We start from the raw sequence: 12,404 nt of genomic DNA, 5'->3' as shown, positions 1-12,404 counted from the left end.
GCGTGCTCAGCGGCCCGCCCACGGGGGTGGCAGCCCGCGTACCGCCCAGTAGGCTTCCAGCCGTCGCCAGACCTGCTCCTTTTCCGCATCGCTGAGGAATACCCAGTTGGCGACCTCGGAGAACGTGCGGCCGCAGCCGCGGCAGACCTCGTCGCCCAACGCGGTGGAACACAGTGCGATGCACGGGGAGTCGGGACGATCAGGCTTGGACATCGCAGGACAGGCAGAAAGGGGCCCGAGCACTATGGCCGGCGGCCCGAACCGCTGTCAACGCGGCTGTCACGGCAGCGTCATCAGTTTGTCGTCGAACCGTCATCTGCCGTCGGCATGATGAGGCGCATGAAAAACTCTGCTTATTGAATCCGCGCATGCGTGAACCGCCGCTCCGATTTCGCAGCATCTGGATCTCCGACATCCACTTGGGCACCGCCGGCTGTCAGGCGGACTATCTGCTGGATTTTCTCAGGCATACCGAGGCCGACCACCTCTATCTGGTTGGCGACATCGTCGACGGCTGGGCCCTCAAGCGCTCCTGGTTCTGGCAGCAGAGCCACAACGACGTGATCCAGAAGGTGTTGCGCAAGGCACGCAAAGGTACGCAGGTCACCTATATCCCGGGCAATCACGACGCGGGCGCACGGCAGTTTGCCGGGCTGACCTTCGGCGGGATCCGTATCGCCGACGAGGCGATCCACACCACCGCCGACGGTCGGCGGTTCCTGGTACTGCACGGCGATGAATTCGACGGGGTGGTGCAGTGTGCGCGCTGGCTGGCCATTGTGGGTGATCGGCTGTACAGCCTCACGCTGCGGCTCAACCGTGCCTTCAACCAGGTACGCGCCAGGCTGGGACTGGGGTACTGGTCGCTCTCGCAATACCTCAAGCACAAGGTGAAGACCGCAGTGAACTTCGTCAGCGACTTCGAGGCAGCCGTCGCGGCCCAGGCGCGCGAGCGCGGGCTCGACGGCGTGATCTGCGGCCACATCCACAAGGCCGAGCTGCGCGAGATCGACGGTGTGCTGTACTGCAACGACGGCGACTGGGTGGAAAGCCTGACCGCGTTGGTGGAGCTGTACAGCGGCGAGTTGCAGATCATCACCTGGCAGCAATGCTACGCCGAACAGGCGGCACGGACCGCCGTGCCCGCCTACGCTGCCGCCAACCAGGGAGCCAGCGGCGCATGAAGATCCTGATCGTCACCGATGCGTGGGAACCACAAGTCAACGGCGTGGTGCGCACACTCAAGCAGACACGCGCCGAGCTGATACAGCTTGGCCATACCGTCGAGCTGATCACACCACTGCAGTTCCACACCTTCCCCTGCCCCACCTATCCCGAGATCCGCCTGTCATGGCGGCCGGGCCAGCGGCTTGCCGAGCGGCTCAAGGCATTCGGGCCCGATGCGATCCACATCGCCACCGAGGGCCCGCTCGGCATCGCGGCGCGGCGCTACTGCCTCAGGCACGGGCTGCCGTTCACGACCGCCTACCATTCGCGCTTTCCGGAATACGTGAAACTGCGCTTCGGCATCCCCTTGTCCTGGAGCTACGGCTGGCTGGCGCGCTTTCACAACGCCGCGACCGCGACGATGGCACCGACGCGTGCGGTGGTGCAGGACCTGCAGGCGCGCGGCTTCACCAAGGTGGTGACCTGGAGCCGCGGCGTGGACCTGGAGACCTTCAAGCCCGGTGCGCGCACCCATCTCAACTCACGCCGGCCGATCTTCGTCTACGTCGGCCGCGTCGCGGTCGAAAAGAACGTCGAGGCGTTTCTCGCGCTGGAGCTGCCCGGCTCGAAGTGGGTGTGCGGCGATGGCCCGGCGGCGGCCACGCTGCGGGCCCGCTATCCGGAGGTGAACTGGCTGGGCGTGCTGGACCAGCGCGAGCTGGCGGCGGTCTACAACGCTGCCGATGTGTTCGTGTTCCCCTCGCGGACCGACACCTTCGGGCTGGTGCTGCTCGAAGCAATGGCCTGCGGCTGTCCGGTGGCGGCCTATCCGGTCACCGGGCCGATCGATGTGATCGGCCGTGATGGCCCCGGTGCGCTAGACGAAGACCTGCACCGTGCCTGCCTCGATGCACTGGCGATCGACCGCCAGGCGGTTCGGCGCCATGCCGAGGGGTTTTCCTGGGCAGCGGCAAGCCGGCAGTTCCTTGGCCACCTGCACCCGTTCGGCAACGGCGCCGAACCGATGCAAGCGCACGGCAGCCCCTCCATGTAGGTGTCGCAGCAGGTGCCCGGGGGTTGCGTCGTCCCCCTGGCAGCATCTTGATTTTTCAAGCGCTTTCGCGCGCATCCGCGCCGGGCGGACGCGCAGCTTGATTAAATTCTTACGGCGCCCATATCCTCGTCATCAATCACGGCGGCAAGAGGGCCGGCCCGCCGTTGCGCCGCAACGGCGGGCCGGCCCTGAAAGACCGTCATCCGAGGATGGCCATGTTCGAATTCCTGCGCACCCGGCGCCGCAAGCGGCACCTTGCCGCCAACCCGATTCCCGACGCGCTGTGGCGCGAGGCCGAGCGCCTGCCTCTGTTCATCGGCCTGACCGTGGAGGAACGCCAGCGGCTGCGCGACCAGGCCGCCTGGTTTCTGCACGAAAAGCACATCACCCCGCTGCACGGCCTGGAGCTGGACGACCAAGCGCTGGTGCTGCTGGCGGCACAGGCGGCACTGCCCATCCTCAACCTGGGATTCGATGCTTACGACGACTGGCACGAACTGGTGCTCTATCCGGGGCAGTTCCTCACCCGCGACCGCTATACCGATCCGATCGGCGTGGTGCATGAGGGCGAGCAGATCCTGGCAGGCCAGGCCAGACCCGAGGGCCCGGTGCTGCTTTCGTGGCTGGATGTGTCCGAGTCGGCGTGGCTTGACGGCTGGAATGTGGTGATCCACGAGCTGGCACACAAGCTCGACATGCGCGACTCGGCCGGCCGGGCCAACGGGCGGCCGCCGTTGCACAAGGGCATGAGCAGCACCGCATGGCAGCAGGCGTTCGGCGAAGCGTTCGATCACCTCACCCGCTTGTCGCGCCACGGCGGCTACAGTCCGATCGACCTGTACGCCGCGCAGAACCCCGCTGAATGCTTTGCCGTGCTGTCCGAATACTTCTTCGAGACGCCGCATGCCATCGCCGACCACTATCCGGCAGTCTACGAGCAGTTGCGCCAGTTCTATCAGCAGGACCCGCTGGCCCGCCTGCCGCGCGTGCGCTACCGCCCGGCCTTCGAGCCGGTCGAATTCGGGCCGGTCTGGACCACCCCCGCGCCGCTGGGCCACGACGCATGACCGGGCTGATTGCACGCAATGAGGACGATGCCGCGCTTGCCACGCGCTACGGCTTGCCGCTGCTGCACGCGGCGCCACCGACCGGCCACTATCTGATGTGGATCGAAGACCGGCTCAACCTGTGCCAGGTCGGCGACAAGGCCAGGGTGGCAGTGGATTTCGTCGGCGGGGCACAGGCGCATCGGCGCCGTTTCGGCGGCGGGCTGGGCCAGCCGGTCGCCCGCGCAGTCGGTCTCAAGCCGGGCCACGCACCCAGCGTGCTCGATGCCACGGCGGGCCTGGCCCGCGATGCCTTCGTGCTGGCGACGCTGGGCTGCGAGGTCACCTTGCTGGAACGCTCGCCGGTGGCCTGCGCCCTGGTCGACGACGGCCTCGCCCGCGCCGCACGGGCTGAGCAGACCGCCGGCATCGCGGCACGCATGCGTCTGATCCAGGCCGATGCATTGCAATGGCTTTGCGACACCCAGGCACAGTGGGCGGTGCTCTATCTTGACCCGATGTTTCCGGAGCCCGACAAGCGTGCCAAGTCGAAAAAAGAGATGGCCGCATTCCAGGCGTTGATCGGTGGCGACGCGGACGCGGACGGGCTGCTCGAACCCGCCCGACTGCTGGCCACGCGCCGTGTGGTGGTGAAGCGGCCGCGCCATGCGCCCTGGCTTGCCGGTCAAGAGCCCGCCTATTGCTACGAGGGTGACAGCACGCGCTTCGACGTCTACCTGCCCCGCAGTTGAAGCCTTCAGGCGCGCCGGCTGCAAGCAACACCGGCGCGCACCGGCCGGCAGGTCCTGTCATGCTGCGGCTGCCTTGCAACGCCGCCTGCCCCGGCCGATTCCCCGCAGCACCAAGTCAACGCCTTCCGCCACAGCCAGGCGGACTTGTTGCAGCATGCCTAAAGCATTTAGGCTTACGGAAAAACAAAAGCCGCCATCTTGCGATGGCGGCTTTTGAGATTTGGCTCCCCGACCTGGGCTCGAACCAGGGACACACGGATTAACAGTCCGTTGCTCTACCGACTGAGCTATCGGGGAATCGATAAGCTGCGTATAATAGTGGCCCCTCACCGGTGTGTCAACACGAAACGGCCCCTAAAAACGATAAATTGCGGAGGAACGCATGGGTAAACTCAAGATCATCCTGTTTTCATTGCTCTTTTTGATTGTGCTGGTCTTGGCGGTCCCATTGCTGGTGCCAGTCAACCTGTTTGCCAAGCCGCTGCTCGATGTGGGCCGGCGCATCACGCACGGGCAGTTCGAGGCGCGCAATGTGACGGTCGAATACTATCCGCGTCCGGCGTTGGTGTTGGAAAACGTCACGGTCGACAAGGAGGCGGGGCGGATCGACCGGTTGCTGGTGCCGCTGACCCCGAAGAACATCCTTGCCTGGGGCGAAACGCTGCATGGCATCCGGATCGAGGGTGGCCGTTTCGCCCCTGACCTCGCCGTCCGGCTGCCTGAGCGGCTACGGCCCGAGCCGGGCAACCCGCGGCTGACGGGCCTGACGCTGGTCCGCTGCTATGTGGTGCTGGACGGCAAGGAGGCAGGTCCGGTCGACGGCACCCTCAAGTTCGGCACGGCGGGCGAGTTGACCGAGCTGGAAATCGCCGACAACAGCGGCCAGCTGCAATTGCTGGTGCGCCCCAACGGCGTCGAGCGCTTCGCGGTGCAACTCAACGCCACCGGCTGGACCCTGCCGTTCGGTCATCCGGCCAAGTTCGACTTCCTGCGCCTGAAGGGCATCGCGCACCGCCAGGGCATCGATATCGAGGAGATCCGCGGCGATCTCTACAGCGGCGTGCTCACCGGTGCAGGCCAGCTGTCCTGGGAGCAGGGCTGGCAGTTCGCCGGCGAGCTGCGCGCCAGCGGCCTGCAGGCCGAACCGTTCAGCAAGGTGTTCAGCAGCAACACCTACGCCACCGGCCGTATGGATGCGCAGGCCCGTTTCGTCTATCGCGGTGACGACTACCGCACCCTGTTCGCCCAGCCCGGCATCGACGCCACGCTGCTGGTGCGCGACGGCATGCTGCATAACTTCGATCTGGTGACGCCGCTCAAGTCATCAACGCCGGTGAGCTACTCGCGCGGCGGGCAGACCCGCTTCGATACGGTGTCGGGCAAGGTCGCGGTGCGCGGCGGTATCGTCCAGTTCTCCGGGATGCGGGTCGACGGCGGCAAATTCAAGGCCAACGGCTTCCTCACGGTCCGCGACGGCAAGCTCAATGGCGCGGTGGCAGCCCGGCTCTCCAGCGGTCCGATCTCGGTCAGCAACCAGATCCGGGTCGCAGGCACCCTGCGGGCGCCGGAATTCCGCGTCGGCGCCGCCTACCGTCCGCGTACCGATGAGCAACTGCTGTCCACCACGCGGGAACAGTAGGACGACCCCGCCCTCCTGTGATGCCCCGCCCATGGCGGGGCATTGCATTTTGGCCAAGGCATACGCATCTAAGTGGCCTGTCTGCCATTCCTGTCTGGAGTTCCCCATGCCCCTGAACCCCGCCCTGCTCGCTGCCGGCGCCCATCTCGATGAGGCCGGCCGGGTACTCGATTTCGGCCATCCGGCCGATGAACTCGCAGCGTTGGAACACGGTGTCGTCGTTTCGCCGCTGACGCAGTTCGGCTTCATCCGGTTCAGCGGCGAGGACAGCCAGGTGTTCCTGAACGGGCAACTGTCCAGTGATGTGCGTGCATTGGGCACGGAGGATATGCAGTATTCAAGCTACTCCACACCCAAGGGACGGATGCTGGCGAGCCTGCTGCTGCTGCGCGATGGCGAGGACTATCTGCTGCAACTGGCAGCCGAGCTGTTGCCGGCCATCCAGAAGCGGCTGTCGATGTATGTGCTGCGCAGCAAGACGCAGGCCAGCGATGCCGCTGCGCAATGGCTTGCGCTGGGGTTGGCGGGCCCCGGTGCGGGGGAGCTTGCTGCCAAGCTGATCGGCGGCACCCTGCCCGAGACCGGCCATGTGCTTGCCGGCGAAGCGCTCAAGGTGGTCGCGCTGCCGGGCGGGCGCTATCAGCTGCTCACGTCTCCGACGGTGGCCGGCGCGCTGTGGGCAAAGCTCGTGGCCCACGGCGCGCGCCCCGTGGGCGAGCCGGTCTGGCGCCTGACCGAGATCCGCGCCGGCATCCCCTGGGTGACCGGCGCCACACAGGAGCAGTTTGTGCCGCAGATGGCCAACCTGGAACTGATCGGTGCGGTGAACTTCACCAAGGGCTGCTATCCCGGGCAGGAGATCGTCGCGCGCACGCAGTACCTGGGCAAGCTGAAGCGGCGTATGCTGCGCGCCTGGGTCGACGCCCCCGCCGCCGCGGGCCAAGCGGTGTACAGCAGCGAGATGAACGGCCAACCCAGCGGCCAGGTCCTGCTGGCCGCCCCTGCGCCGCAGGGGGGCAGCGAGCTGCTGGTCGTGGCCCAATTGTCCTCGCTCCCGCATGGCCTGCACCTGGAACAACTGGACGGGCCGGCACTGGCGCTGCTGTCCCTACCCTACCCGCTCGAAGAAGCGCAGTGAAAGGGATTGGACGAAAAACCCGGCCTTGGGCCGGGTTTTTACTGCGCGGTTCGATATAATCGCGCGACTCTTCTGATAGCAAGGACGAAAACATGGGCTTTCTTGCCGGTAAAAAGATTCTGATCTGTGGATTGCTGTCCAACCGCTCCATCGCCTACGGCATCGCCACCGCCTGCAAACGCGAAGGTGCCGAACTGGCCTTCACCTACGCCAATGAGGAGATGAAGGAGCGCGTGGTCAAGCTGGCGGCCGAGTTCGGCTCCGAGCTGGTGCTACCGTGCGATGTTTCCAGCGATGCCCAGATCGATGCGCTGTTCGCCTCGCTCGGGCAGCAGTGGGACGGGCTGGACGGCCTTGTGCATTCGATCGCCTTCGCCCCGCGCGAAGCGCTCAACGGCGACTATCTTGACGCGGTCAGCCGCGAATCCTTCCGGATCGCGCACGACATCAGCTCGTACAGCTTTGCCGCGCTGGCCAAGGCGGCACGGCCCATGCTCAATCAGGACGCGGCACTGGTGACCCTGTCCTACCTTGGCGCCGAGCGTGCCATTCCCAACTACAACGTCATGGGCCTGGCCAAGGCGAGCCTGGAAGCCAATGTGCGTTACATGGCCGCCGCGCTGGGGCCGGAAAAAGGCGTGCGCGTATTCGGCATCTCGGCCGGCCCGATCAAGACGCTGGCCGCCGCCGGCATCGCCAACTTCGGCAAGCTGCTGAAATCCGCTGCCGATGCCACCCCGCTCAAGCGCAACGTGAGCCAGGAAGAGGTGGGCAATGTGGCGGCATTCCTGCTCTCGCCGCTGTCCTCCGGCATGACCGGCAACGTGTTGCATGTCGATGCGGGCTACAACATCGGCGCAGGCGCGCTGGAAAGCTGAGCCCCCCGCTGCGCGCACCTGCAAACGCCCGGCACCGCGCCGGGCGTTTTGTTGTAAGGTGTAACAATCACGGGGCGCGGCTTGCACTAGCCTAGTCGCATGTCCGTCCCCGCATGGGCTTGACAATGCCGGGCTTGTCCGCGCCGCACCGTGGGCTGGCCCGGGAACAACGGGAACCGCCAAGGATGTGCCAGCTGCTGGGCATGAACTGCAATGTGCCGACCGACATCGTGTTTTCATTCGAAGGCTTCCGCCGCCGCGGCGGGGAGACCGACGAGCACGCCGATGGCTGGGGCATTGCGTTCTTCGAGGACAGCGGCTGCCGGGTATTCCTCGATTACCTGCCATCGAGCATTTCCCCGGTGGCCGATCTCGTCAAGAACTATCCCATCCAGAGCCGCAACGTGATCGCCCATATCCGCAAGGCGACGCAAGGCGCGGTCTCGCTGGCCAACACGCATCCGTTCCAGCGCGAGCTGTGGGGCCGTTACTGGCTGTTCGCCCATAACGGCAACCTGCTGGAGCGCCCCGACCTGCAAGGGGGCCGCTTCACGCCGGTGGGGACCACCGACAGCGAGCACGCCTTCTGCGCATTGCTCAACCGCCTGGAGCGGCGCTTCCAGGGCACACCGCAGCTGCGCGAGCTGCACAGCGAGCTTGCGGCGTTCGCACAGGCGCAATCGCGGTTGGGCACCTTCAATTTCCTGCTCTCGGATGGACGCGCACTGTTCGCCCACTGCAGCACCGACCTTTACTACATCGTGCGCGAATCACCGTTCTCCACCGCGCACCTGGCCGATGCCGACGTCAGCATCGACTTCGCCCAGCTCACCACGCCGCGCGACCGCGTGGCCGTCATCGCGACCCGACCGTTGACCGACAACGAAACCTGGACCCAGATGCACGCCGGCGAGCTGCTGTGCTTTGTCGACGGCGTGCCGTTGCCCAACTGAAGCCAGGCGGCACCTGTGCGCCTCAGCTGTCCTGGTCGTAGGCGTGCAGCTTCAAGAGCACGTGGAGGATCTCGTCGTGGTATTCGTTGCGCTCGTCGAGCTGGCGCAGCTGGAAGCTGAGCTTGTCCGGTGAAATGGAGCCCAGCATGAAGCGGTCGCGGACCCGCTTCATGGTCGCCGCCTGGGCGACCAGCTGGGCACGGCGCGCCTCGATCTGCTGCTGCTCGCGCCGATGCGCACCGATCGACAGCGACAGCCAGATGATCAGAAGGCCGGCCGCAATCCACCATTCGGCAAACAACGCGAAAAAAGCCAACCCACTCAGCGACAGGTACCACAGCTGGTCGGCCTGCTCGAACCCGGGCAGCAATACCGACAGGCTGGGCCAGCGCCGCGGCAACTGTGCCGCCAGCCGGCGTTGGTCGGTGGCGTCGCGCTTCTTGCGTGCGAGCGCGGCATCCAGGCCCAGCATCGCGTACCAGTGCGTGACCACCTTGGAATGCAGCCAAGGTGTTTCGAGATACTGCTGGGCCTTGGCGTGGAATTCATGGCGGAATGCGCTGCTGCTCAGCGGCGGCACGGCATCGTTGAACGGATCCTTGCCGGCGTGCTGCACCAGCAGTGGATAACCCACCACGTCCATCAACAGCCGGCGCCGTCCTTCGAGCAACCCTTGCGGCAACGGCAATTCCGGGTGATCCAGCCGCAGATAGTGCTGCAGCAACTGCTCCAGGCGCGAGAAATCGGGGCGCTGTGCCGGATGCGCATGCATCCACTCCCTGAGCTGATTGACCTCGGCGCGGATGGCCTCGGCAAGCGGCGCCATTTCCGGCACCCAAGGCAGTTGCAACAGCGTATCGACCTTGTACAGGCTCTCGTCGAAATGCCGGTAGTATGCCTCGCGGTACCGCGCCAGCTCCTCCTCATCGTGCTGCGGATCGCCGGAAACCAATGGCATGGTCGGCGGTGTGCGCTTGAGATCGACCAAGGCGCGGTTGACGAGCGTCTCCTGCTCGTTGGCCAGCCCTGCAGCAGCAAACAGCGGTTCAAGCTCGTGCCGCTTCCTGCGCCAGTCCTCCAGCGCCCTCCAGAGCGACCATTCGCTCTTGCCTAGCTTGCCGCCCATGAAACTCCCTGCTGGCTTTTGATGGCTTTCCGCCTCTTATCGGACGGATACGTCCCTGAATGCTACGCGATGCGACACGCGGTCTCGAACGGCAGGCGTGGGTTGCGCGGATGCAACGCTTCCTGCTGGCCATACCCCAGATTGACAAGAAAATTCGAGCGCCATTGCGTACCGGCGAAGAAGGTTGCGTCGAGTGCCGCGGCGTCGAAGCCGGACATGGGCCCGCAGTCCAGGCCCAGCGCACGGGCGGCCAGGATCAGGTAGGCGCCCTGCAGGCTGCCGTTGCGCAGCAGCGCGGCAGTGTTGTCCTTGCCCTCGAACCAGGTCCGCGCCTTGGGCTGGTGCGGGAACAGCGCAGGCAGGTGTTCGTAGAACGTGAGATCGTACGCCACGACCACGGTCACCGGCGCCGCCATGGTCTTGTCGACGTTGCCGGCATCCAGGCAGGGGCGTAGCGCAGCCTTGGCCTTGGGCGAGCGGATGAACAGAAAACGTGCCGGGCCACAGTTGGCAGAGGTCGGCCCTTGCTTGAGCAACTCGTACAGCGCACGCAGCGTTGCATCGTCGACCGGGCGCGGCAGCCAATGACTGTGGGTGCGCGCGTCACGGAACAACTGATCGAGTGCGTGAGCGTCCAGCGGTTCGGCCATGATTCAATCCTCGCGTTTCAAGCGCCGCGCCAGTGCCTCGCACATCGCGTCCAGCACGGCGATACGCGCATGATACTTGTTGTCGGCGCCGATCAGATGCCAGGGCGCTTCGGGTGTATTGGTCCGCTCCACCATATCGCTGGCCGCCTGGATGTAGTCGTCCCATTTTTCCCGGTTGCGCCAATCCTCGTCGGTGATCTTGAAGCGCTTGTAGCCGGTGGCCTCACGCTCCTGGAAGCGCCGGAGCTGCTCATCCTGGCTGATGGCAAGCCAGAACTTCACCACCACCACCCCGGCATCGGTGAGCTGGGCTTCGAAATCGTTGATCTCGTCATAGGCCCGCATCCATTCGGCCGGCGCAGCGTAGCCTTCGATGCGCTCGACCAGCACCCTGCCGTACCACGAGCGGTCGAACACGGTGAGCCTGCCGTACGGCGGCACATGACGCCAGAAGCGCCACAGGTACGGCTGCGCCATTTCCTCGTCGGTCGGTGCGGCGATCGGCACCACCCGGTACTGCCGGGCGTCGAGTGCCGCGGTGACCCGGCGGATCGCGCCACCTTTGCCCGCGGCATCCATGCCTTCGAAGACGGCGACCATCGACAACCGGCGCGCTGCCAGGCTGCGCATCAGACCGTGGAAGCGCCCCTGGGCCAGTGCCAGCCGATCGCGGTATTCAGGCTTAGCAAGCGGGTGTTCCAGCCGCAGTGCATCGAGCAGCCGCACGCCATCGATCGACTTGACCAGTGGTGCAGCGTCCACCCGGCGCTGCTTGACCGACTCGCGCGCCAGTTGGTGCCCAAGTGCGTCAAGCACCTGTCCGCATACCGACAGGGCACGATAATTGGCATCCCAGCCCTCGACCACCCGCCATGGGGCCTCGGCCAGGTTGGTGCGGGTCAACAATGTACGGCAAGTCGCGATACGGCGGTCGTAGTCCTTGAGAAAACGCTTGTCTTCGGGCGTGACCCGCCAGGCGGTGCGGGGATCGGCCTGCAAGCCCTTGAGCCGCTGCTTGAGCTTGTCGCGCGACAGGTGCAGCCAGAATTTCAGCACCAGCACGCCCTCGTCGGCCAGCATCTTCTCCAGCCGCTGGATCCGCTCGATGCGCTGCGCCATGCGCTCCTCGTCGCCATCCTGCCAATGCCAGAGCGGGTCGGCATACCAACCGCCGAAAAGCACCGCGATATTGCCCTTGGGCGGCAGTATCCGCCAGAAACGCCAGAACGGCGGCCGCGCGGTTTCCTCGTCGGATGGGGTATCGAATGCATGGGTGGCGATGCTGCGCGGGTCCATCCATTCGAGCAGCAGATTCGCCGTCTCCCCCTTGCCGGCCGCCGGCACGCCGGCCAGCAGGATCACCACCGGGAAATCCGCCCGCTGCCTGAGCTGCAATTGCGCAGCAAGCAGGCCCTCGCGCAGGCGCGCCTCTTCGTTCTTGAACGTTGCCTTGTCGACTGCGTGGCCCAGTTGCGCTGCTTCGAACATGCGATGCTCCTCAGATCCAGTTCCGATTATCGTCCGTGCAACGGGCAACAAAAAAGGAAGCCATGTTGGCTTCCTTTGTTGCAGGGTGACCGGGCCGTCCATCCTGGCTGGCGGCGCGGCGCCAGCGTCACCGCATCGGCGGCATCAGACCGAGAATGAGGAACCGCAGCCGCAGGTCGATTGGGCATTCGGATTCTTGATGGTGAACTGCGAGCCTTCGAGGCTCTCGACATAATCGATTTCCGCTCCCACCAGATACTGGTAGCTCATCGGGTCGATCAGCAGCGTGACCCCACCCTTGCTGACCTCGGTATCGTCGTCATTGACGATCTCGTCGAAGGTGAAGCCGTACTGGAAACCCGAGCAGCCGCCGCCAGTGACGAAAACGCGCAGCTTCAGGTCCGGATTGCCTTCCTCATCGATCAGATCCTTGACCTTGGCGGCCGCATTGTCGGTGAAGACGAAAGGCATGGGCATGTCGGTGGCCATGTTCATCGGGCACTCCGCGAGAAT

At 65.4% G+C, this 12,404-nt stretch carries 13 protein-coding genes and 1 tRNA gene; 8 read left to right on the top strand and 6 right to left on the bottom strand.

Annotated elements, in window-relative coordinates; translation table 11 throughout:
* Nucleotides 1–6: 6 nt before the first annotated feature.
* A complete protein-coding gene (locus N8I74_RS07695) occupies nt 7–213 on the bottom strand; it encodes a DUF1289 domain-containing protein (RefSeq protein ID WP_263126298.1) in 207 nt (68 codons plus the stop codon).
* A 155-nt stretch (nt 214–368) separates the two neighbouring features.
* Here N8I74_RS07695 and N8I74_RS07690 point away from each other — a divergent pair, with 155 nt between their 5' ends.
* From N8I74_RS07690 to N8I74_RS07675, 4 genes are all read left to right on the top strand, one after another.
* The gene (locus N8I74_RS07690; protein ID WP_263126297.1) at nt 369–1,184 is read left to right on the top strand and encodes a UDP-2,3-diacylglucosamine diphosphatase; all 816 of its coding nucleotides are present in this window, start codon (nt 369–371) and stop codon (nt 1,182–1,184) included.
* Nucleotides 1,181–2,221 (top strand): glycosyltransferase family 4 protein, encoded by a 1,041-nt coding sequence (locus N8I74_RS07685; protein ID WP_263126296.1) that lies wholly within the window; start codon nt 1,181–1,183, stop codon nt 2,219–2,221. The genes N8I74_RS07690 and N8I74_RS07685 overlap by 4 nt, the downstream gene beginning before the upstream one ends.
* A 215-nt stretch (nt 2,222–2,436) precedes the next feature.
* The gene (locus tag N8I74_RS07680) at nt 2,437–3,288 is read left to right on the top strand and encodes a M90 family metallopeptidase (protein WP_263126295.1); all 852 of its coding nucleotides are present in this window, start codon (nt 2,437–2,439) and stop codon (nt 3,286–3,288) included.
* The gene (locus N8I74_RS07675) at nt 3,285–4,019 is read left to right on the top strand and encodes a class I SAM-dependent methyltransferase (RefSeq protein WP_263126294.1); all 735 of its coding nucleotides are present in this window, start codon (nt 3,285–3,287) and stop codon (nt 4,017–4,019) included. The genes N8I74_RS07680 and N8I74_RS07675 overlap by 4 nt, the downstream gene beginning before the upstream one ends.
* Nucleotides 4,020–4,240: 221 nt before the next feature.
* On the opposite strand, the gene N8I74_RS07670 is transcribed toward N8I74_RS07675, so the two are convergent.
* Nucleotides 4,241–4,316 (bottom strand) — tRNA-Asn (locus N8I74_RS07670).
* Between the two features lie 85 nt (nt 4,317–4,401).
* On the opposite strand from N8I74_RS07670, the gene N8I74_RS07665 reads away from it, so the two are divergent.
* The 4 genes from N8I74_RS07665 (at nt 4,402) to N8I74_RS07650 (ending at nt 8,627) form a co-directional block, all read left to right on the top strand.
* Nucleotides 4,402–5,658: an AsmA-like C-terminal region-containing protein gene (locus tag N8I74_RS07665; RefSeq protein ID WP_263126293.1), complete on the top strand. Its 1,257-nt coding sequence runs from the start codon at nt 4,402–4,404 to the stop codon at nt 5,656–5,658.
* Between the two features lie 106 nt (nt 5,659–5,764).
* Nucleotides 5,765–6,796, top strand: coding sequence for a CAF17-like 4Fe-4S cluster assembly/insertion protein YgfZ (gene ygfZ / locus N8I74_RS07660; protein ID WP_263126292.1), 1,032 nt, complete (start codon nt 5,765–5,767; stop codon nt 6,794–6,796).
* 92 nt (nt 6,797–6,888) lie between these two features.
* Nucleotides 6,889–7,674 (top strand): enoyl-ACP reductase FabI, encoded by a 786-nt coding sequence (gene fabI, locus N8I74_RS07655; RefSeq protein WP_263126291.1) that lies wholly within the window; start codon nt 6,889–6,891, stop codon nt 7,672–7,674.
* Nucleotides 7,675–7,859: 185 nt separating this feature from the next.
* Nucleotides 7,860–8,627 carry a class II glutamine amidotransferase gene (locus tag N8I74_RS07650; RefSeq protein WP_263126290.1) on the top strand — a complete coding sequence of 256 codons (768 nt, stop codon included), beginning with the start codon at nt 7,860–7,862 and terminating at the stop codon, nt 8,625–8,627.
* Nucleotides 8,628–8,649: 22 nt separating this feature from the next.
* Here N8I74_RS07650 and N8I74_RS07645 read toward each other — a convergent pair whose 3' ends face one another.
* From N8I74_RS07645 to erpA, 4 genes are all read right to left on the bottom strand, one after another.
* Nucleotides 8,650–9,753: a hypothetical protein gene (locus tag N8I74_RS07645; protein WP_263126289.1), complete on the bottom strand. Its 1,104-nt coding sequence runs from the start codon at nt 9,751–9,753 to the stop codon at nt 8,650–8,652.
* A gap of 62 nt (nt 9,754–9,815) precedes the next feature.
* Nucleotides 9,816–10,403 carry a malonic semialdehyde reductase gene (locus tag N8I74_RS07640; RefSeq protein WP_263126288.1) on the bottom strand — a complete coding sequence of 196 codons (588 nt, stop codon included), beginning with the start codon at nt 10,401–10,403 and terminating at the stop codon, nt 9,816–9,818.
* Nucleotides 10,404–10,406: 3 nt separating this feature from the next.
* Nucleotides 10,407–11,891 (bottom strand): polyphosphate:AMP phosphotransferase, encoded by a 1,485-nt coding sequence (gene pap / locus N8I74_RS07635; RefSeq protein ID WP_263126287.1) that lies wholly within the window; start codon nt 11,889–11,891, stop codon nt 10,407–10,409.
* Between the two features lie 144 nt (nt 11,892–12,035).
* A complete protein-coding gene (gene erpA, locus N8I74_RS07630; protein ID WP_408611889.1) occupies nt 12,036–12,386 on the bottom strand; it encodes an iron-sulfur cluster insertion protein ErpA in 351 nt (116 codons plus the stop codon).
* Between the last annotated feature and the right edge of the window lie 18 nt (nt 12,387–12,404).

This window comes from Chitiniphilus purpureus, from assembly GCF_025642115.1.
Classification (GTDB): domain Bacteria; phylum Pseudomonadota; class Gammaproteobacteria; order Burkholderiales; family Chitinibacteraceae; genus Chitiniphilus; species Chitiniphilus purpureus.
This window is presented reverse-complemented; position numbering and strand designations above follow the sequence as displayed.

Coding starts and splice junctions, on each gene's coding strand:
- N8I74_RS07650 (WP_263126290.1), top strand. CDS start 7,860: ATGTGCCAGCTGCTGGGCATGAACTGCAATGTGCCGACCGACATCGTG.
- N8I74_RS07675 (WP_263126294.1), top strand. CDS start 3,285: ATGACCGGGCTGATTGCACGCAATGAGGACGATGCCGCGCTTGCCACG.
- erpA (WP_408611889.1), bottom strand. CDS start 12,386: ATGAACATGGCCACCGACATGCCCATGCCTTTCGTCTTCACCGACAAT.
- N8I74_RS07690 (WP_263126297.1), top strand. CDS start 369: ATGCGTGAACCGCCGCTCCGATTTCGCAGCATCTGGATCTCCGACATC.
- N8I74_RS07665 (WP_263126293.1), top strand. CDS start 4,402: ATGGGTAAACTCAAGATCATCCTGTTTTCATTGCTCTTTTTGATTGTG.
- N8I74_RS07680 (WP_263126295.1), top strand. CDS start 2,437: ATGTTCGAATTCCTGCGCACCCGGCGCCGCAAGCGGCACCTTGCCGCC.
- N8I74_RS07645 (WP_263126289.1), bottom strand. CDS start 9,753: ATGGGCGGCAAGCTAGGCAAGAGCGAATGGTCGCTCTGGAGGGCGCTG.
- ygfZ (WP_263126292.1), top strand. CDS start 5,765: ATGCCCCTGAACCCCGCCCTGCTCGCTGCCGGCGCCCATCTCGATGAG.
- N8I74_RS07640 (WP_263126288.1), bottom strand. CDS start 10,403: ATGGCCGAACCGCTGGACGCTCACGCACTCGATCAGTTGTTCCGTGAC.
- fabI (WP_263126291.1), top strand. CDS start 6,889: ATGGGCTTTCTTGCCGGTAAAAAGATTCTGATCTGTGGATTGCTGTCC.
- N8I74_RS07695 (WP_263126298.1), bottom strand. CDS start 213: ATGTCCAAGCCTGATCGTCCCGACTCCCCGTGCATCGCACTGTGTTCC.
- N8I74_RS07685 (WP_263126296.1), top strand. CDS start 1,181: ATGAAGATCCTGATCGTCACCGATGCGTGGGAACCACAAGTCAACGGC.
- pap (WP_263126287.1), bottom strand. CDS start 11,891: ATGTTCGAAGCAGCGCAACTGGGCCACGCAGTCGACAAGGCAACGTTC.